This window comes from Kribbella sp. NPDC004536 (genome assembly GCF_042873835.1).
In the GTDB taxonomy this organism is placed as follows: Bacteria; Actinomycetota; Actinomycetes; order Propionibacteriales; family Kribbellaceae; genus Kribbella.
Window position 1 is genome coordinate 172,327 of the sequence record NZ_JBIALY010000005.1, and the last position, 20,246, is coordinate 192,572.

Here is a 20,246-nt window from a genome sequence, read left to right on the forward strand (position 1 = left end):
GGAGAGGTAGGGCTTAGCGTTTCGGGTGTGATCGAGCGTACGTATCTGGACGCGGCGTCGGCCGAGCCGATGCACCCGGCGGCGCGGGAAATGTTGCTGTCGGCAGTGGATTCCGGATGGGCCGATCCGGTGCGGCTGCACCACGAGGGCCGGACCGCGAGGCTCCTGCTCGACAACGCCCGCGCGGTGCTCGCCGACGCGGTCGGCGTCCGCCCCGACGAGCTGTACCTGACCACCTCCGGCACAGCCGCGATCCAGACGGGCCTGGCCGCACTACAGGCCGCCCGCCGGCGCATTGGAACCGTCGTCGTCCATACCGCTGTGGAGCACTCTGCTGTTCTACACAGTGCTGGGTCCGCGGGTGTCGAGGTTGTGGTGGACATCCGTGGCCGGGTGGATCAGGAGGCGTTCCGCGAGGCCGTACGGCGACCTGGGGTGGCGGTGGCAGCTGTGCAGTCCGCCAACCACGAAGTAGGTACCAGGCAACCGATCGCAGCGATCGCCCAGGACTGTGGTGACGTACCGCTCTTCGTGGATGCCTCCGCGTCCGTGGGGCACGAGGTCGTGCCGGGCGCGTGGTCGGTGCTGGCGGCAAGTGCTCACAAGTGGGGTGGGCCGGCCGGGGTCGGGCTGCTGGCGGTACGGAAGGGTACGCGGATCGCCCCGGCCTGGCCGCTGGACGAGAGGGAGGACGGCCTCTCCCCCGGCTTCCCGAACGTACCGAACGCGCTGGCCGCGGCCGCGGCGTTACAGGCCCGGCTGGCGGAGGCCGAGGACCTCGACAAGCAGCACAGGGCGTGGATCGATGAGGTACGGCGTCGTGTGGCCGCGGACATCGCCGACGTCGAGGTAGTAGGTGACGCGGAGGACCGCCTGCCTCACATCCTCACGTTCTCGTGCCTCTATGTGGACGGGGAGGCGCTGGTGACTGCGCTGGACGCGAAGGGTTTTGCGGTGTCCAGCGGATCCGCCTGTACGTCCAGCACGTTGAAGCCGTCGCACGTACTGGCCGCGATGGGTGTACTGACCCACGGGAACGTACGGGTATCACTGAGCCGGGAGACGACGTACGGCGACGTCGACAGGTTCTGCCAGGTCCTGCCCGGGATCGTGCGGCGGATCCGGGCGGAGGTGGGTATGTGAACGTCGACCTGGACTGCACCGGTCTGCTCTGCCCACTCCCGGTGATCAAACTGGCCAAGACGCTACCGACCGTTGCCATCGGCGACACCGTCACAGTGCTGGCAGACGACCCCGCGGCGGCCACCGACATCCCTGCGTGGTGCCGGATGCGCTCGCAGGAGCTCGTGACAGCCGCGGAAAACCAGTACGTCGTACGGCGGACCAGCTGACACACTGCGGCGCGTGACCGACTTCGCGTTCAAGCCGACGCTGACCGGCGACCTGGTGATCCTGCGGCCGCTGGACGAGGGCGACTACGACGCGCTCGCCGCCGCAATGGACGACCCGGACGTGGCCCGGCTGACCGGCAGCCACGGCGAGATCACCGAGGAGGTCGCTCGCGAGTGGATGCGGACCCGCAAGGACCAGACCGACCGGCTGGACCTCGCGATCGTCGACAAGGCGTCCGGTCTGGTCGTCGGTGAAGCCGTGCTGAACGAGTGGGACCCGGACAACCACTGCTGCAACTTCCGGATCCTGATCGGCCCGTCGGGGCAAGGCCGCGGTCTCGGCACCGAGGCGACCCGGCTGATCGTCGGCTACGGCATCGAGACGCTGGGCCTGCACCGGATCAGCCTCGGCGTCCACGCGTTCAACCCGCGCGCCAAGCGCGCATACGAGAAGGCCGGCTTCAAGGAGGAAGGCGTACTACGCGACGCCCTGCTCTGGGACGGCGAATGGGTGGACACCATCCTCATGGCCGTACTGGCGAACGACTGGATACCGTCGGGTGCGTGATCAACGCTGACCGCATCGCCGTGCTGACCGGGGCCGGTATCTCTACTGCCTCGGGTATTCCTGACTTCCGGGGGCCGCAGGGGGTGTGGACGAAGAACCCGGCGGCTGAGGCGATGTTCGACATCGATGAGTATGTCGGCAGCCGGGAGGTGCGGGTGGCGACGTGGAAGCACCGGCTCGCCGTACCGGCCTGGACGGTCGAGCCGAACCCGGGCCACCTGGCCCTGGTCGAGCTGGAGCGGCAGGGTCGTCTGACCGGACTGATCACGCAGAACGTCGACGGGCTGCACCAGAAGGCCGGCTCATCACCAGAGCTTGTCCACGAACTGCATGGAACGGTCTGGTACGTCGACTGCCTGCAATGTGGACGCCGGCTCCCCATGGCCGACGTACTGCCCCGGCTGGAGTCCGGGGACGAGGACCCGGCGTGTGAGGTCTGTGGCGGCATTCTCAAGTCAGCCACTGTCTCTTTCGGCCAGTCCCTCGACAGAGCGGTCCTGGACCGCGCCGTCGCAGCGACCGAAGCAGCCGACCTGTTCTTGGCCGTCGGCACGTCGCTGCAGGTCTACCCAGCCGCAGGTCTCTGTGACCTTGCTCTGAACTCCGGCAAGCCGCTAGTGATCCTCAACGCACAGCCGACGCCGTACGACGAGCACGCGACGACGGTGCTGCGTACGCCGATCGAGACGACGCTCCCGGACCTCGTGACCTTACCGTGACCTTCGAGGCCTCCTCACGGTAAAACCCGAGGGCTACCGTCCCCGGCATCAGATGCCGGGGAGGGGTACGTGATGCGCGGGTTCAGGCGTTGGACGGCAGGGCTCACCGCGGCCGCGGTGGTAGTGCTCGGACTGGCTACACCGACACAGGCTCCGGCGGCAGCCGCGGCGGAGCGGGTGATCACGCTCGCGGGTTCGCTGCAGAGCGAGCTGGGCTGTGCGGGTGACTGGGACCCGGGCTGCGACGCGACGAGCCTCGGAGCGAGTGCGCCGTACACGAAGGTGTTCGACGTACCGGCCGGTTCGTACGAGTACAAGGTCACGGTCAACAAGAGCTGGGACGAGAACTACGGCGCCGGCGGCGTCCTGAACGGGCCGAACATCCCGCTGCGGATCGAAGGCCCGGCGAAGCTCGAGTTCAGCTACAACGACACCAGCCACCTCGTGACGGTGAAGCCGGTCGACCTGGCCGGGCCGGCCGTGACGGCGGCCGACAAGACGCTCGCCACGCCGAGCCTGCGGCAGGGCCTCACCAAGGAACGCTTCTACTTCCTGATGGCGGACCGGTTCGCCAACGGCGACAAGTCGAACGACGCCGGCGGTCTCACCGGCGACCGGCTGCAGACCGGGCTGGACCCGACCGACAAGGGCTTCTACCACGGCGGCGACCTGGCCGGTGTGATCCAGAAGCTCGACTACATCAAGTCACTGGGTACGACGGCCATCTGGCTGACGCCCTCGTTCAAGAACCGCCCGGTTCAGGGCTCCGGCGCCGACGTGAGCGCCGGGTACCACGGCTACTGGATCACGGACTTCACCCAGATCGATCCGCACCTGGGCACCAACGCGGACATGAAGCGGTTGATCGACCTCGCGCACCGCAAGGGCATGAAGGTCTTCTTCGACATCATCACCAACCACACCGCCGACGTGATCGACTACCAGTCCGGCAACCACGGCTACATCTCCAAGGCCACCTCGCCGTACAAGGATGCCCAGGGCAACGTCTTCGACGACAAGCAGTACGCGGCCGGCGACACGTTCCCGGCGCTGGACCCGAACACGTCGTTCCCGAACGTGCCGATCTTCCACTCCAAGGCCGACGAGACCGTGAAGGTGCCGGCCTGGCTGAACGACCCGACGCTGTACCACAACCGCGGCGACTCGACGTTCGCCGGCGAGAGCGCGGAGTACGGCGACTTCTCCGGCCTGGACGACCTGTTCACCGAGCAGCCGAAGGTCCGCGACGGGATGATCGACGTCTACAAGACCTGGGCCGAGTTCGGCATCGACGGGTTCCGGATCGACACCGTCAAGCACGTCAACATCGAGTTCTGGCAGAAGTTCTCGCCGGCGATCCTGGCCGCGGCGCGAGGTGCGGGCGCGAAGAACTTCTTCATGTTCGGCGAGGTGTTCGACGCGAACCCGCAGTTCATGTCGACGTACACGACCAAGGGCGACCTGCAGGCGACGCTCGACTTCGGGTTCCAGCAGAACGCGGTGGCGTACGCGAAGGGCGATTCCGGTACCAAGCTGCAAGACTTCTACGCGGACGACGACTACTACACCGACACGGACTCCAATGCGTACGAACTGCCGACGTTCCTCGGCAACCACGACATGGGGCGTGTGGGCACGTTCTTGAAGCAGGGCGGTGCGTCAGGACAGGACCTGCTCGCACGGGACGAGTTGGCACATTCCTTGATGTACCTCACGCGCGGGCAGCCGGTTGTCTACTACGGCGACGAGCAAGGCTTCACAGGCGCGGGCGGCGACAAGGACGCGCGACAGGACATGTTCGCGACCAAGACAGCCGACTACCAGGACGACGAGGTTGTCGACGGCACTGGTACGACGACGATCGGAAGCAAGGACAGGTACGACGTCAACGCACCGATGTACAAGCACATCGCGGCGCTGGCACAGCTGCGGGCGAAGTACCCGGCCCTGGCGGACGGACGCCAGGTGAACAGGTACGCGTCCAACAGCAACGGGCTGTACGCGTTCAGCCGCCTGGGCAGCGACAACGTCGAGTACCTGGTGGTGGCGAACAACTCGAAGACGGCAGCGTCCGCGACGGTCGCGACGTACGGGCAGAACACCTGGCTCAAGCCGATCTACGGCGGCAGCAGCTCTGTGAAGACCGACCGTGAAGGCAGGGTGGCCGTCAGCCAAGGCCCGCTGTCTGTGACTGTGTACCAGGCCCAGACGAAGGTCCCGCCGCGCGCCAAGGCGCCCAACGTCTACATGAGCTCACCTGAGCTCGGTGCGACCGTCGGCGGGCGGGCTGAGATCGCGGCTGCGGTCCCGGAGAACACACCGGCCACCGTGACCTTCGGCTACCGGCCCGTGGGTACGACGGAATGGAAGCGGCTCGGGTCCGACGACAACGCGCCGTACCGCGTCTTCCAGGACGTCAGCGGACTTCCTAAGGGAACGCTGCTCGAGTACCGCGCGGTACTACGTGACACGTCGGGCAACTACTCGGTGTCCGGGTCGTACGGCGTTGTCGGTGACGCCCCTGCACCAGGTGGCGGCGGCTCCACCGGACCGGTCGTACAGCCGGACAACGTGTCCGTACCCGGCGACCACAACACCGAGATGGGCTGCGCAGCGGACTGGGCGCCGGACTGCGACCAGGCGCAGCTGAAGCTGGACCCCAACGACAAGGTGTGGAAGGGCACGTACACCATCCCGGCCGGTGAGCACGCGTACAAGGCGGCCCTCAACAAGACCTGGGACGTGAACTACGGAGCCGGCGGCGTGCAGAACGGCGCCAACATCTCCTACACCGCACCAGCCGGACCAGTCACGTTCTACTACGAGCAGGGGCGGCACTACGTCACGTCCAGTGCGCAGGGGCCGATCATCACTGCGCCCGGCTCGTACCAGAAGGCGTTGGGCTGCTCGGCCGACTGGGACCCGGCGTGCATGCGACCCTGGTTGACCGACGAGGACGGCGACGGGACCTACACGTGGTCCACCAGCGAACTGAAGGCGGGCAACTATGAGGCGAAGGTCGCGCACAACCTGTCCTGGGACGAGAGCTACCCCGCCAACAACGTGCCGGTCGTCGTCCCGAGCGACGGGCTGGTCGTCACGTTCTCGTACGTACTCGCGACCCATCAGTTCACGGTGACCACTTCCAAGCCGGGTGCGCATCCCGACCTCAGCCAGGCGAAGGCGTACTGGCTCAACCGGGACACGCTCGCCGTACCGGCCGTCGACCACCCGGAGCGGTACCGCTGGCGCCTGCACTGGTCGGACACCGGTTCGCTGAAGGTGGACGCGGACGACATCGGTGGCTCCTCGGCGGCGCTGCGCTACGACCCGACGGAGGTCAAGCCCGGCTACACGACCCTCCGGCTCGACCATGCCGACGTGGAGAAGATCCTCACCGGGCAGCTCGGGCTGGCGCAGTACGACGACACAGGCCGCCTGCTGGATGCCACTGGTGTACAGATCCCGGGTGTGCTCGACGACGTGTACAGCGCCGCGGTCAACCGCTCCTACGGCGTCACGTGGCAAGCAGGCAAACCCACCTTCACCGTGTGGGCCCCCACAGCCCAAACCGTCCGCCTGCTCATCGGTGGAGCTGCTGTAGGGATGCACCGCAACCCAGATGGGTCCTGGGTAATCACTGGGCCTCGCTCTTGGAGGGACGATTCGTACCGCTTTGAGGTCACGGTCTATTCGCCTAGTACTGGGAAGGTGGAGCGGAACGTTGTCACCGACCCGTACTCGGGGGCCCTCACCACGGACTCGACCTACTCGGTGGCGGCTGATCTGAATGATCCCGCGGGGAAGCCGGCGTTGTGGACGAACACCGCCTCGCCGAAGCTCGAGCGCGGTGTCGACTCGACGATCTACGAGTTGCACGTACGGGACTTCTCCATCAACGACAGCACAGTGCCTGCGGCCCACCGCGGCACCTACCTGGCGTTTGCCGACGACGGCAACGGTACGAAACACCTGCGCTCGCTAGCAGCCGCCGGACTCAACACCGTGCATCTACTACCCACCTTCGACATCGCCTCGATCCCAGAGACCAACCAGCAGACCCCAGCGTGTGACCTGAAATCCCTGCCGGCCGACTCCGACCAGCAGCAAGCCTGTGTGACCGCAGTAGCTGCCAAGGACGGCTTCAACTGGGGCTACGACCCGTACCACTGGCTGGCGCCGGAGGGGTCGTACGCAACACAGAAAGACGGCCTGCCACGGGTAGCCGAGTTCCGCACGATGGTGGGCGCGCTGCACAAGTCCGGGCTGCGCGTCGTACTCGACCAGGTCTACAACCACACCCCGGCAGCCGGTGAGGCGCCGACGTCGGTGCTGGACCAGATCGTGCCCGGGTACTACCAGCGGCTCGACGCGACCGGCAAGGTCGAGAACTCGACCTGCTGCAGCAACATCGCCACCGAGCACGCGATGGCCGAGAAGATCATGGTCGACGGCACGGTCAGCTGGGCGCGCAACTACCACGTGGACGGCTTCCGGTACGACCTGATGGGCCACCACTCCAAGGCGAACATGCTGAAGGTCCGCGCCGCGCTGGACAAGCTGACGCTCGCGAAGGACGGCGTCGACGGCAAGTCGATCTACCTGTACGGCGAGGGCTGGAACTTCGGCGAGGTGGCGAACGACGCGCTGTTCGTCCAGGCCCGGCAGGGCAACCTCGGCGGTACCGGGATCGGCACGTTCTCGGACCGGCTGCGGGACGCGGTCCGTGGCGGCGGGCCGTTCGACGACGACCCGCGGATCCAGGGCTTCGGCTCCGGCGAGGCGAGCGACCCGAACGGCGCCGCGGTGAACGGTACGCCGGCCGACCGCGCGAAGCGGCTCGCGCACGACACCGACCTGGTCCAGCTCGGGCTGGCCGGGAACCTGCGGTCGTTCACATTCAAGTCGGTGTCCTCGGGCGCGGACGTCCGCGGCGACCAGGTCGACTACAACGGCACGCCTGCCGGGTACGCGGACCAGCCGGACGAGGTGGTGACGTACGTCGACGCCCACGACAACGAGACGTTGTGGGACACGCTGACGTACAAGCTGCCGGCCGACCTGCCGATGCCGGACCGGATCCGGATGAACACGTTGTCGCTCGCAACGACCGCGTTGGCGCAGACGCCGTCGTTCTGGCACGCCGGCGCGGACCTGCTGCGGAGCAAGTCGCTGGACCGGAACTCGTACGACTCCGGCGACTGGTTCAACACGCTGGACTGGACCGGCGCGGACAACGGCTTCGGCCACGGCCTGCCGCCGAAGGCCGACAACGAGGCCAAGTGGCCGTTCATGAAGCCGCTGCTCGCCAACCCGGCGCTGAAGCCGTCCGCGACCGATGTCGCCACGGCATCCGCGGCGGCGGCCGATCTGCTGAAGCTGCGGTTCTCCACTCCCCTGTTCCGGCTGGGGACCGCGGCGCTGATCAACCAGAAGCTCACGTTCCCGGTGAGCGGTACGACACCTGGGGTGATCACGATGCGGATCGACGACACCGTCGGTGCCGACGTCGACCCTGCGTTGAAGGGGGTCCTGGTGGTGTTCAACTCCACGAACGCTGCCGTGACGCAGCAGGTGCCGGGGTTGGCGGGCGCCAACCTCACCCTGTCGCCCGTACAGGCCGCCGGTTCGGACCCGGTGGTCAAGCAGACGACCTGGTCGTCCGGCACCGGCACGGCAACGGTTCCGCCGCGAACGGTCGCCGTACTGGTCCAGCACTAGAGCACACCGAAGCGACGAAGGGATAGCGTGCTGTTGGTGAGCAGACTTCCTCGGAGTACCCCAGAAGCCCAGGGCCTGTCGGCCGCCGCGCTGGACAGTTTCGTCGGAGCGCTGGACGCCGGGCAGCCGGAGATCCAGACGGTCACCTTGGTGCGGCACGGCCACGTGGTCCTGGAGGCCGCGTGGGCGCCGTACCGGCCCGACGAGCGGCACCTGCTGTTCTCGGTGTCGAAGAGTTTCACGTCGACCGCGATCGGGCTCGCGGTCGACGCGGGGCTGTTGACGATCGACGACCCGGTCATCTCGTTCTTCACCGCCGACGACCTGCCCGAGACGATCAGCGACAACCTGGCCGCGATGAAGGTCCGGCACCTGCTGACGATGACGACCGGTCACTCGAAGGACACCGTCGAGGCGCTCAGCCGCGACCGCCGGATGGTGAAGGTCTTCCTCGGCCTCGAGGTCGAGCACGAGCCGGGCACCGTGTTCGTCTACAACAGCGGCGCGACGTACATGTTGTCGGCGATCCTGCAACGGCTCGCCGGCGAGAACCTGCTCGAGTACCTGCGGCCGCGGCTGTTCGAGCCGCTCGGCGCGGACGAGGCGACCTGGCAGATATCGAAGGAAGGCATCACCGTCGGCGGCTGGGGGCTCAGCCTGAACACCGAGTCGCTGGCCTGCTTCGGGCAGCTCCTGCTCCAGCACGGCGAGTGGGACGGCAAGCAGCTCGTACCGGCCGAGTGGTACGAGGCCGCTACCTCCAAGCAGGTCCCCAACGACAGCGAGGAGAACCCGGACTGGAAGCAGGGGTACGGCTTCCAGTTCTGGCGCGGTCGGCACAACACGTACCGCGCCGACGGTGCGTTCGGGCAGTTCGTCCTGGTGTTCCCGGAGTACGACGCGGTGCTCGTCACCACGAGCTCGACCAGCGACATGCAGGCGATCCTGAACACCGCGTGGGAGTACCTGCTGCCCGCGCTGGAAGGCAAGGACGTCCCCGCGACGCCGCGGCCGTCGCAGCTCGAGCTACCGCCGCCCAGTGGTGCGGCGCCCGCGCCCGGTGACGGGCAGACGTACCGGTTCACCGGCAGCAACGCGACCGGTCTGACCAAGGTCCGGCTGGACGCGGACGGCACCGGGACGTTCACCTTCGAGGACCCGCGCGGCGGCTCGCACGACCTCGTCTGCGCGGCCGGCCCCTGGCGCGAGCAGACGGCGCAGGGCACCGTCGCCGATGCCGGCCCGGACACCGGTGAGCGGATTCTGACCAGCGCGTACGGCGACGGTGACGCGTTCGTCGCGACGTTCCGCTGGGTCGAGACGCCGTTCGCCGCGACGCTCAGCTGCCGCGTCGACCCTGCTGCCGATGGCCGGATGACCGTCGCCGGGAAGCTCAACGTGTCCTTCGGGCCGACCGAGTTCGAGGAAGTTTCCGAGCCGATGTCACAGGGCTGAGCCGCCGCGTGTCCTCCGGGTCGTAATCACGACGACGGAGGATGAGATGAAGGTCTTGGTGGCAGGAGCGACCGGCGGACTCGGCCGGTCACTGGTACCGCAGCTGGTCGCGGCCGGGCACGAGGTGACCGGGATGATCCGGTCGGAGTCCGGCGCGGCCGGGGTGCGCGCGTCCGGCGCGGACGTCGTACTCGCGGACGGTCTGGACGCGGGTGCGGTCCGCGCCGCCGTGGAGTCGGTCCGCCCGGAGGTCGTCGTCCACCAGATGACGGCACTCAAGGGCGGCATCGACTTCAAGCACTTCGACGACAGCTTCGCGCTGACCAACAAGCTGCGGACTGCCGGTGTCGACAACCTGATCGCCGCCGCACAAGCTGCCGGCGTACGGCGGTTCGTCGTCCAGTCGTACGCCGGCTGGAACCTGCAGCACGGCGGACCGGCGACCCGGACCGAGGCCGACCCGCTCGACCCGGACCCGGTGCCCGCGCAGCGGCAGACGATGGCCGCGATCAAGCACCTGGAGTCCGCGGTACTCAATGCCGAAGGGCTCGAGGGAATCGCCTTGCGGTACGCGAACTTCTACGGCCCGACCGCCGACCTCGGCAAGGGCGGTTCGATGGTCGAGCTGGTCCAGAAGCGCCGCCTGCCGATCATCGGCGACGGTACCGGCGTCTGGTCGTTCATCCACTACGACGACGCGGCCGCCGCCACCGTGAAGGCGGTCGAGAGCGACGTCACCGGCGTGTTCCAGATCGCGGACGACGACCCGGCGCAGGCGGCCGTCTGGCTGCCCGAATTCGCGCGCATCCTCGGCGCGAAGCCGCCCCGGCACATCCCGTCGTGGCTCGGCCGCCTCGCCGTCGGCGACGTCGGGGTGGCCGCCTTCACCGAGATCCGCGGCGCCGACAACACCCTCGCCCGGAAGACCTTCGACTGGCAGCCCGGCTACGCGTCCTGGCGCGAAGGTTTCCGCGAAGGGCTGTGAGGCCCACACGGTGAGAGGTTTTCTTTACTTCGGCGTTACACGCGATGACGACGGCGGAAACCGGCGGGTCCTGAACTGAACAGGACCCGCCGCCACGGCGGGGCGCCCCTAGGGTTCCGCTGCCGGCGGTGACGGCAGGACTGGTCCGAGAGGGGAGGCGGTACCGCCGTCGCGGCGGTGTCGTTCCACGGCGGGACAAAAGCCCGGGAGGCCTTGAAAGGCCCCGGGCTGCTGTGCGCGCATTCCGGGCCCGATCCAGCGGAGGCCGGAATGGCAGGATCAACCGAAACACTGACCACGGATCAACTTGGCGCGCGGGACCTCGGCCGGTTCGGCTACGCGCAGCAACTCTCGCGCCGGGTCGGCAGTTACGCCTCGTTCGCGGCGGGCTTCTCGTTCGTCTCGATCCTGACCACCGTGTTCCAGCTGTTCGGGCTGGGCTTCGGGTTCGGCGGCACGGCGTTCTTCTGGACCTGGCCGGCCGTCCTGGCCGGTCAGCTGACGGTGGCGCTGTGCTTCGCCGAACTCGCCGCGCGGTACCCGTTGTCGGGCGCGATCTACCAGTGGGCGCGGCGGCTCGGCGGCGCTGTCGCCGGCTGGTTCGCGGGCTGGACGATGGTGATCGCGCAGATCATCACGCTGGCGACAGCCGCCATCGCGCTCCAGGTCGTACTGCCCGCGGTCTGGCCCGGCTTCCAGTTGGTCGGTACCGACTCTGCTCTGGCGTCCAAGGACGGCGCCGCGAACGCTGTACTCCTGGGCTGCCTGCTGCTGGCCGCGACGACTCTTCTGAACGCGACCAGTGTGCGGATCACCGCGCTGGTCAACTCGGTCGGCGTCACGTGTGAGCTGATCGGCGTCGTACTGATCGTCATCTTGCTGACAGGCAAGGCCGAGCGCGGGCCGTCCGTCGTACTGCACACCACGAACCTCGACAGCTCGACCGGGTACGTCGTACCGCTGCTGATCTCGGCGTTGATGGCGGCGTACGTGCTGGTCGGGTTCGACAGTGCGGGCGAGCTGTCCGAGGAGACGCACAAGCCGCGCGCGACGACGCCCCGGACGATCGTTCGTGCGGTCCTCGCGTCCGGGATCGGCGGCGCGTTCCTGATCGTCGCCGCTCTGATGGCCGCGCCTTCGCTGACCGACGGGAAGCTCGCGACGCAAGGTCTGCCGTACGTGCTGACGAGCCGGCTGGGTACGACCACCGGCAAGCTCCTGCTCCTCGACGTCGCGCTCGCGGTCTGCGTGTGCACGCTCGCAATCCAGACCGCGGCCGCCCGGATGATCTTCTCGATGGCACGTGACAACGTGCTGCCCGGATCGCGGCAACTGCGCAAGGTGTCCGCGCGGACCGGCACGCCGGTGGCCGCGACCGTCGTACCAGGTGTGCTGGCCGCGGTCTGCCTGGTCGTGAACGTCGGCAACGCCGGACTGTTCCTCGGCCTCGCCAGCGTCTGCATCATGCTGCTGTACGTCGCGTACCTGATGGTCACGACGCCTTTGCTGGTACGGCGTCTGACCGGCGGCGGGCTGCCCGCGGGCACCGACGAGAACGGCCGGCCGCTGTTCTCGCTGGGCCGCTTCGGACCGGTCGTCAATATCGTTGCCGTCGGCTACGGGTTGGCGATGGCGGTCAACCTCGGCTGGCCGCGCGCCGAGGTGTACGACCCTGCCGGCGCGGGCTGGTACCTCCACTACCTTCCGCTGATCACGCTCGCCGTCGTGGCGATCGGTGGCGCGATCGCCTTCTTCGGTCAGCGGACGGCGTACTACGCCTCGATCGGCGTCTCCGTCCCGGCCCCTGCCCCGGTCGCCGAGGCCGAGGGAGCCGGCGCATGACCGCCGATCATCGCCACGACCTCCCCGGAGCCGCCGCATGGTCCGCGCCTGTTCGGGCTGGACGTACGGTCACGCTGACCGCCCTGGGCGATGGTGCGAATGCTTCGGTGTGGATCATCGGCGCCGACCGGCTCGACCGGCTGAACATCCCCGACACGCTGAAGTCGCAGATGTCGGCGCGGATAAAGCCCGGCATGGTGCTGATGTCCGACCGCGGGTTGGCATTGGCGACCGTACTCGAATCGACGCTGGCCTGGCACGACTGCCTGACCGGCGCGCTCCCCGATGACCTGATTCTGCTCGAGTTGACCAAGCACGGATTCGGCGAGGCAGATCTGCACGGCTGCATCAACTTCTTCAGCAAGGTCGCGGTCGCGGGCGATGCGTCCCTCACGTACGTCCCGGGGCACGCAACCGCGGGTGACTCGGTCACGCTTCGGGCCGATCAGGACCTGCTCGTCTTCGTCTCGACCGCCCCACACGTGTTCTCGGATCTGCCCGCCGCGGGGGTCGCCGTACAGCTCGAAACACCCGAGCGCACAGGGGATCCCGAACTCCGGGAGGAAGCGCGGCGCGCCCTACGACTGACCCGGGAGCTGATCGCATGACCGTCACCACGACCACCGTTGCGCTCGACACCGTGGTGGAGGCCGGCGACGGCGCCCTCGTGACCGTGCCGGCCGGTGGGCGGCTGCGGATCGTCGACCTGCATGGCAATCAGGCCGTCGACACGCTGTTCTACGACGCCCACGACATCGGCAACCGGTACTCCGCGTTCGACACGATCCGCGAACAACGGGCCGTCTTCCTGACCACGGGATCGCGGCTGCTGTCGACGCGGCTCGACGAACTCGCGGTGATCACCGACGACACCTGCGGCCGGCACGACACCGTCGGCGGTGCGTGCTCGCAGGAGAGCAACGTCATCAGGTACGGCGAGTTCACGCGGCACCAGCACGCCTGCCGGCAGACGTTCCTGCGGTACGGCGCGCGGGTCGGCATCGGGCAGCGGCAGCTCACCCACAACGTCAACTTCTTCATGAACGTACCTGTGACCCCTGACGGCGGCCTGACCTTCGAGGACGGGTTGTCGGCGCCGGGAAAGTACGTCGAGATCGCAGCGAGCCGCGACCTGTTCGTGCTGATCAGCAACTGTCCGCAGGTCAACAATCCCTGCAACGGATGGAACCCGACGCCGATCCAGCTGCTGGGCAGGTGGTGAGCGTGGCCGCGACCGTCACGGTCGTTGCCCCAGGCACCCAAACGACGGTGCAGGACCTGGCCGGCCGACCCGGGCTGTGGGACGTCGGCGTACCGCCGTCCGGGGCAGCCGACGAACTCACGTTCGCGCTGGTCAACGCCGCAGTCGGCAATCCGGACACGGCGGCCGGGCTGGAGTGTGTGCTGACCGGACCGGTGCTGACCTGCGACGAGGACCGGCTGATCTGCGTCGGCGGAGCCGTCAGCAATGCGACCGTCGACAACTGGCCGCTCCGGCCGGGGCTGGTAGTCCGCTGGCCGGCGGGCACCGTGCTGGACGTCGGGCCGATCGACGGGCCGGGGATGCGCGGGTACGTGGCGATCCAGGGTGGCCTCGAGGTGCCGCGCGTACTCGGCAGCCGATCCACCTTCATTCTTGGCGGCTTCGGTGGTCACGACGGCAAGCCGCTCGCAGCCGGGGTTCGGCTGCCGCTCGGCCGGCAGGAGAACCTGCTGACCCCGCAGTCGGTCGAACTGCCCGCGATGCTCGACTCGTGGCAGCTTCGGGTGATCCCAGGCCCGCATGGCGCGCCGGAACATCTCACTGTCGAAGGAGCCGAGGCGTTCTTCGCCAACAAGTGGATCGTCGACCATCGGTCGGACCGTACCGGGATCCGGCTGGTCGGGCCGACGCCCGGCTGGGCCCGGACCGACGGCGGCGAGGCCGGTCTGCATCCGTCCAACGTGCACGACTCGGCGTACCCGGTCGGCGGCATCATGCTGTCCGGTGACACGCCCGTCATCGTCGGCAAGGACGGTCCGTCGCTCGGCGGTTTCGTCGTACCCGCGGTGGTGATCGAGGCCGACCGCTGGATCCTGGGCCAGTTGCGCGCCGGCGACTCCGTCCAGCTCGTCCCGGTGACACCGAACGTTGCGGCGGAGGCGATCCGCTCCCGTCGGCGCTGGCTGACCGATCTCCGGCAGGAGCCCGCTCCGGTTGCCGCCTCGGTCGGTACGCCGGATCGTCCGACGACGTTGCACCGCGGCGAGAAGTCGGCGACGGCGCCGGCGTACACGATCCGCTGCGCGGGCGAGCGGCACCTGCTCGTCGAGGCCGGACCGGCCGAGCTCGATCTCACGGTCCGGGTCTGGATCCACCTGCTCGCGCAGGCGTTGCGGGAGGATCGACCGGCAGGAGTCACGGAGATCGTCGAAGGCGTACGTTCATTGCTGGTCGCGGTCGACTCGGCACGTCTCGCGCTGACCGAGCTCGCGGAGCGGCTGGTGTTCCTGACGGCCGGACTGGGCGATCCGGAAACCGTGGTGCTGCCGGCCCGCGAGGTGGTGTTGCCGATCGCGTTCGACCATCCGGAGGCGCACGAGGCGATGCGCCGGTACGCCACGTCGGTGCGGCCGGACGCGCCGTGGTGCCCGGACAACGTCGAGTTCATCCGCCGCGTCAACGATCTGGCCGAACGCGACGAGGTGTTCGAGATCGTGCAGGCCGCAACGTACCTGGTGGTCGGTCTCGGCGACGTGTACCTGGGCGCACCGGTCGCCGTACCGGTCGATCCCCGGCACCGGCTGGTGACCACGAAGTACAACCCGGCGCGGACCTGGACACCACAGAACGCCGTCGGGATCGGTGGGATCTACCTGTGCGTGTACGGGATGGAAGGCCCGGGCGGGTACCAGTTGGTCGGGCGTACCGTACCGGTCTGGCGGCTGTCCCCCGCCGACGAGCAACCCTGGTTGCTGAGGCAGTTCGACCTGATCCGGTTCACGCCGGTGAGCGCCGGGCAACTCGCGCACGAGCGGGCCGAGATCGCCGCCGGACGCGCGGACCTGAAGACCGCACCCGCGACGTTCTCGATCGCCGACGTCCGCCGGATCGAGCAGGAGGCACCAGTGGAGATAGCAACCGTACGGGCCCGGCGCCGCGCCGCGTTCGAGGCCGAACGGGCCCGGTGGGGCGCATGAACAACGAATGGATCACCCGGGTCGCACCGGCCGCACCGATGCCCGGGCCGTTGCACGGGCTGACGATGGCGCTCAAGGACAACATCGATCTCGCCGGTGTGCCGACGACCGCGGGCGACCCGCGGAATTCGGTGCCAGCGGAGCGCAATGCGTTCGTGGTCGACCGGTTGATCGCGGCCGGTGCCGTACCGCTGGGCAAGACGAACCTCGACCAGTACGCGACCGGCCTGGTCGGTACGCGGTCGCCGTACGGGGCTTGTCACTCGGTGTTCTCGGAGCGGCATGTGTCGGGCGGGTCGAGCTCGGGCAGTGCGGTTGCGGTGGCCAGTGGGCAGGTCGACTTCGCGCTCGGGACGGACACGGCCGGGAGCGGGCGGGTGCCGGCGGCGTTCAATCGGCTGATCGGTATCAAGCCGAGCCGCGGGCTGGTGTCGGCGCGGGGTGTCGTACCGGCCTGCCGGTCGCTCGATTGCGTGACGGTGATGGCTCGTACGGTCGCCACCGCGCGGGCGGCGTACGAGGTGATGGTTGCCTACGACCCCGACGACGCTTGGTCGCGCCGGGCGGACTCCCTGCCGCATCGGCCCGCCCGTGGTGTGATCGGCGTGCCCGATCAGGTACTCGACCTGGATCCGATGCACGCCGAGGCGTGGCAGGCGACGCTCGACGAGGCTCATCGGCTGGGCGAGGTCGTCAAGGTCGACGTACGGCCGCTGCTCGCTGCAGCTGACCTGCTGTACTCGGGGCCGTGGCTGGCGGAACGGTGGCTCGCGTTCGGGGACAAGCTCGACGACGACCCGGCCGTCGACCCGACGGTGCGAGCGATCGTCCGCGGCGGCGAGGCGCTCACCGCGGCGGCTGCGTTCGCGGGCTTCGACCAGCTCGCGGCGCTGGCCCGGGCGAGTGAGTACCTGTGGACGCAGATTGACGCGTTGCTGCTGCCGGTGACGCCGGGGCATCCCACGCTGGCCGACGTCGCGGCCGATCCGATCGGCGTGAACAGCCGACTGGGCCGGTTCACTAACATGGTCAACCTGCTCGACCTCTGCGCGGTCGCCTTCCCCGGGGTGGATAGGGCCGACGGCCTTCCGTTCGGCGTCCAACTGCTCGCACCGGCCGGTCACGACCACGAGCTGATCGATCTGGCCGCACTCTGGTGCGGCGAGCCCGTACCTCCTACTCCTGACGGTCAGATCCTGCTGGCGGTCGCGGGCGCTCACCTGTCGGGTCAGCCACTCAACGACCAGCTCGTACGCCGCGGAGCCCGGCTCGCGTACACGACCCGGACCGCACCGTCGTACCGCATGTACCTCGTCGACGGCCCGCGACCCGGCCTGACCCGAACGCTGACAGAGCCCGACGGCCCAGGCATCGAGGTCGAGGTCTGGACCCTGCCCACCACCGAACTCGGCGCCTTCGCCGCAACCATCACCCCACCCCTCGCCCTCGGCCCCCTGGAACTCGACGACGGACGGACGGTCCTCGGCTTCGTCTGCACCGCCGACGCGGCAGATCCGGCCCGCGACATCACCGCTACGGGCGGCTGGCGCGCCTACCTGTCCGGCCGCTGAGCCGAGGCGGCGGACACCTGGCCAGCTCGTCCGGGACTCGTGGGTACGGCGGCGGCGGCCGCGGGCCGTACAGGCCGCGCGCTGTCGGACCCCGCAGGCCATGGGCGGGCTGTCTTGGGGTCGTGAGACAGGTCATGGGGCCTTGGCACAGGCTATTTCCTGTCCCGCCACCCCATTGCCTGTACCAGGTCCCCATTCCGACGAACGCACGGCGCCGGCCGAGCTGGACGGGGGGTGAACTTAAGGTAGGTAGGCATGAGCCTGACGCCCGCCGAACAAGAAGTGCTGGAACGGATCGACGAGGAGTTGCTGGTCCGGATCACGCGGGAACTGCTCCGTGCGCCCGGGCAGAACCCGCCGGGTGAGGAGGCCGCGACGGTTGCCGTGCTCGCGGCGGCCGGGCGGGAGCTCGACCTGGACGTCGTGACTGTTCCCGTCGAACCGGGTCGTGACAACGTGTCGGTGACACTTGCCGGCGGCAACGGTCCTGGGCTGCTGTTGCTCGGGCACACGGATGTTGTGCCGGTCGGTGACGGGTGGACGGTGGAGCCGTACGGCGGGCTTGTGCGGGATGGACGGATCTACGGGCGCGGTGCTTCCGACATGAAGGGTGGTCTCGCGGCAGCGCTGGCAGCCCTTGCGGCGCTCCGCGGCTCGGCGTTGAGTGGGTCGGTGGAGCTGGTTGCAGTCGTGGACGAAGAGGAAACTGGTAAAGGCATTCGCGCCTACATCGAGTCCGCGGAACACCAGTACGTCGGATGTGTTACAGCCGAGCCCACCGAGCTGCAGACGATTGTGGCGGCGCGGGGTGACTCGTACTTGCAGGTGGCGGTGCACGGGCGCGCCTCGCATGCGGGGAACCCGGACGGTGGTGCGAACGCGATCTACGGCGCGGCAGCCGTCATCGCCGAGATCGAACGCCTGCACGGCGAACTGGCACAGGCACCACATCCGCTCCTCGGGCCGGCGACCTGGAGCGTCGGCCAGATCAACGGCGGCACCGGCGGCTCGATCGTCCCGGCCGACTGCGTGGTGGTCGCCGACCGCCGGCTCCTCCCGGGCGAGTCACCGGCCGAGGTACTGGCCGATCTGGAGCGCCGCGTCGCGGCGCTCCGGCTGGAGGATCGTGGGCTGACCGTGGAGCTCTCGATGCCGATGGAGATGCCGGCTTTCGAGACCCCCGAGGATCATGAACTGGTACGCGTGACCGAGGGCGCGCGGTTCGACGCGGGTGGTCCGCCGATGCCGCTGGCGGGGTGGACGGCCGCCTGCGACGGCGGGTACGTCGCGCGCGATCTCGGCGTACCGGTGGTTGTCCTCGGCCCCGGTTCGGTGACCACGCAGGCGCACCGGGCCGATGAGTCGGTCGCGATCGCGGAGCTCGTCACCGCGGCCCGCGCGTACGCGTTGATCGCGTTGCGGTTGCTGGGTGCGGCGGAATGAGTCGCCTTTCGGGGGCAGTGCTCGATGTCCCGGCGGGCGAGGTACGGACGGAGGCGCGGGTGTACGTGCTGGTCCGGGCGTACGCGTTGGTCGGGGGTACGCGTTGGTCGGGGGTGTGGTTGGTCGGTGGGGCGGAGTGAGGCGGCGAGTCCTGCATTCGGGGGCAGTGCTCGACGTCTCGGCCGGCGAGGTACGGACGGCAGCGCGGGCGTACGCGTTGGTCGGGGCGTGGTTGGTGGGTGGGGCGGGGTGAGGCGGCGGGTGCTGCATTCGGGGGCGGTGCTTGATGTTCGGTCGGGTGAGGTGCGGGTGGCGGACGTTGTGCTTGTCGGCGATCGGATCGTCGGCGTGGGGATCGGGCTCGACGGGGACGAAGGCGTCGACTGCGCCGGGGCGTTGCTGGTACCGGGGTTCGTCGACTGTCATACGCACGTGTGCTTCGGGCCGCCGGGGATGGATGCGCTGCGGCTGCCGCGGTCGGCGCGGGTGTTGTCGGCGGTACCGGCGTTGCGGACGTTGCTGCGGCTCGGGGTGACGACGGTGCGGGACGCGTGGGGCGCCGACGCCGGTGTACGGCTCGCGATCGAGAACGGCTGGATCGAAGGGCCCGAGCTGCTGTTGAGTCTGCGGCAGGTCGGTACGACGGGCGCGATCGGGGATGTGTGGGCGCCGCGCACCGGGCCGCTGGAGTTCTACGGGGATCCGTCGCTGCCGGATCCGATCTTCGACGGGGCGGATGCGGGGCGGGCCGTCGTACGGCGGATGGTTCGGGCCGGGGCGGACTGGATCAAGGTGACGGCGACCGGGTCGATGGCGCTCGGGATCGGCGTGCACGATGTGCAACTGACGTTCGACGAACTGGCTGCGGTGGTGGACGAAGCGCGGCGGCGCGGCGGGCGCCGGGTCATGGTGCATGCGCATGGGGCGCGGGCGGCTGAGCTCGCGGCGCGTACGGGGGCCGCGAGTGTGGAGCACGGTACGTACCTCGACGAGGCGGCGGTTGCTGCGATGGCGGAGTGCGGGACTTGGTACGTGCCGACTTTGTCGGTGACGCAGTCGGATCCGGAACATGCGCCGGACGGGGCGGCCGCGGCGCATCGGGAGTCGATGCGGTTGGCGATCGACGCCGGGGTACGGATCGCGATGGGGACCGATGGTCCGGTGCGGCCGCATTCGGAGGTGCTGTGGGAGCTTCGGCATCTGGCGGCGGCCGGGTTGGGTGCGGCGGGAGCGTTCCGGGCGGCGACGATCGACGCGGCGCGGTTGCTCGGGTTGGCGGACGATCGCGGGGAGCTCGCGGCGGGCAAGCGGGCTGATCTGGTGGTTCTGGATGGGACCGGGTTGGACTGTTCGGCGCTGGAGGATCGGGTCAGGCGGGTGTTTCACAACGGGGTCGAGGTCGAGCGTTGA

Annotated in this window: 15 protein-coding genes; all 15 read left to right on the plus strand. The window is 68.9% G+C overall.

Annotation, left to right across the window (positions count from 1 at the left end; translation table 11 throughout):
* Positions 1-27 precede the first annotated feature (27 nt).
* Positions 28-1,143 carry a cysteine desulfurase family protein gene (locus ACFYRU_RS36775; RefSeq protein ID WP_387667839.1) on the plus strand — a complete coding sequence of 372 codons (1,116 nt, stop codon included), beginning with the start codon at positions 28-30 and terminating at the stop codon, positions 1,141-1,143.
* A complete protein-coding gene (locus tag ACFYRU_RS36780; RefSeq protein ID WP_387667841.1) occupies positions 1,140-1,352 on the plus strand; it encodes a sulfurtransferase TusA family protein in 213 nt (70 codons plus the stop codon). The genes ACFYRU_RS36775 and ACFYRU_RS36780 overlap by 4 nt, the downstream gene beginning before the upstream one ends.
* A gap of 13 nt (positions 1,353-1,365) precedes the next feature.
* Positions 1,366-1,920, plus strand: a complete 555-nt coding sequence (locus ACFYRU_RS36785; protein WP_387667843.1) for a GNAT family N-acetyltransferase — start codon at positions 1,366-1,368, stop codon at positions 1,918-1,920.
* Positions 1,917-2,639, plus strand: a complete 723-nt coding sequence (locus tag ACFYRU_RS36790; protein WP_387667846.1) for an NAD-dependent deacetylase — start codon at positions 1,917-1,919, stop codon at positions 2,637-2,639. The genes ACFYRU_RS36785 and ACFYRU_RS36790 overlap by 4 nt, the downstream gene beginning before the upstream one ends.
* A gap of 72 nt (positions 2,640-2,711) precedes the next feature.
* Positions 2,712-8,360 (plus strand): pullulanase-type alpha-1,6-glucosidase, encoded by a 5,649-nt coding sequence (gene pulA, locus ACFYRU_RS36795; RefSeq protein ID WP_387667849.1) that lies wholly within the window; start codon positions 2,712-2,714, stop codon positions 8,358-8,360.
* 36 nt (positions 8,361-8,396) lie between these two features.
* Positions 8,397-9,815, plus strand: a complete 1,419-nt coding sequence (locus ACFYRU_RS36800) for a serine hydrolase domain-containing protein (RefSeq protein WP_387667851.1) — start codon at positions 8,397-8,399, stop codon at positions 9,813-9,815.
* A 46-nt stretch (positions 9,816-9,861) separates the two neighbouring features.
* Positions 9,862-10,800, plus strand: a complete 939-nt coding sequence (locus tag ACFYRU_RS36805; RefSeq protein WP_387667854.1) for an NAD-dependent epimerase/dehydratase family protein — start codon at positions 9,862-9,864, stop codon at positions 10,798-10,800.
* Between the two features lie 270 nt (positions 10,801-11,070).
* Positions 11,071-12,642, plus strand: a complete 1,572-nt coding sequence (locus ACFYRU_RS36810) for an amino acid permease (RefSeq protein ID WP_387667856.1) — start codon at positions 11,071-11,073, stop codon at positions 12,640-12,642.
* Positions 12,639-13,250, plus strand: coding sequence for a DUF1989 domain-containing protein (locus ACFYRU_RS36815; RefSeq protein ID WP_387667858.1), 612 nt, complete (start codon positions 12,639-12,641; stop codon positions 13,248-13,250). Before ACFYRU_RS36810 ends, ACFYRU_RS36815 begins: the two co-directional genes overlap by 4 nt.
* Positions 13,247-13,864: an urea amidolyase associated protein UAAP2 gene (locus ACFYRU_RS36820; protein ID WP_387667860.1), complete on the plus strand. Its 618-nt coding sequence runs from the start codon at positions 13,247-13,249 to the stop codon at positions 13,862-13,864. Before ACFYRU_RS36815 ends, ACFYRU_RS36820 begins: the two co-directional genes overlap by 4 nt.
* Positions 13,825-15,822 (plus strand): 5-oxoprolinase/urea amidolyase family protein, encoded by a 1,998-nt coding sequence (locus tag ACFYRU_RS36825; RefSeq protein ID WP_387667862.1) that lies wholly within the window; start codon positions 13,825-13,827, stop codon positions 15,820-15,822. Before ACFYRU_RS36820 ends, ACFYRU_RS36825 begins: the two co-directional genes overlap by 40 nt.
* The gene (gene atzF, locus ACFYRU_RS36830) at positions 15,819-17,393 is read left to right on the plus strand and encodes an allophanate hydrolase (protein WP_387667864.1); all 1,575 of its coding nucleotides are present in this window, start codon (positions 15,819-15,821) and stop codon (positions 17,391-17,393) included. The genes ACFYRU_RS36825 and atzF overlap by 4 nt, the downstream gene beginning before the upstream one ends.
* A gap of 255 nt (positions 17,394-17,648) precedes the next feature.
* Positions 17,649-18,836 (plus strand): M20 family metallopeptidase, encoded by a 1,188-nt coding sequence (locus tag ACFYRU_RS36835; protein ID WP_387667867.1) that lies wholly within the window; start codon positions 17,649-17,651, stop codon positions 18,834-18,836.
* Positions 18,833-18,976 carry a hypothetical protein gene (locus tag ACFYRU_RS36840; RefSeq protein ID WP_387667868.1) on the plus strand — a complete coding sequence of 48 codons (144 nt, stop codon included), beginning with the start codon at positions 18,833-18,835 and terminating at the stop codon, positions 18,974-18,976. Before ACFYRU_RS36835 ends, ACFYRU_RS36840 begins: the two co-directional genes overlap by 4 nt.
* Before the next feature lie 169 nt (positions 18,977-19,145).
* Positions 19,146-20,246, plus strand: coding sequence for an amidohydrolase family protein (locus ACFYRU_RS36845; RefSeq protein WP_387667870.1), 1,101 nt, complete (start codon positions 19,146-19,148; stop codon positions 20,244-20,246).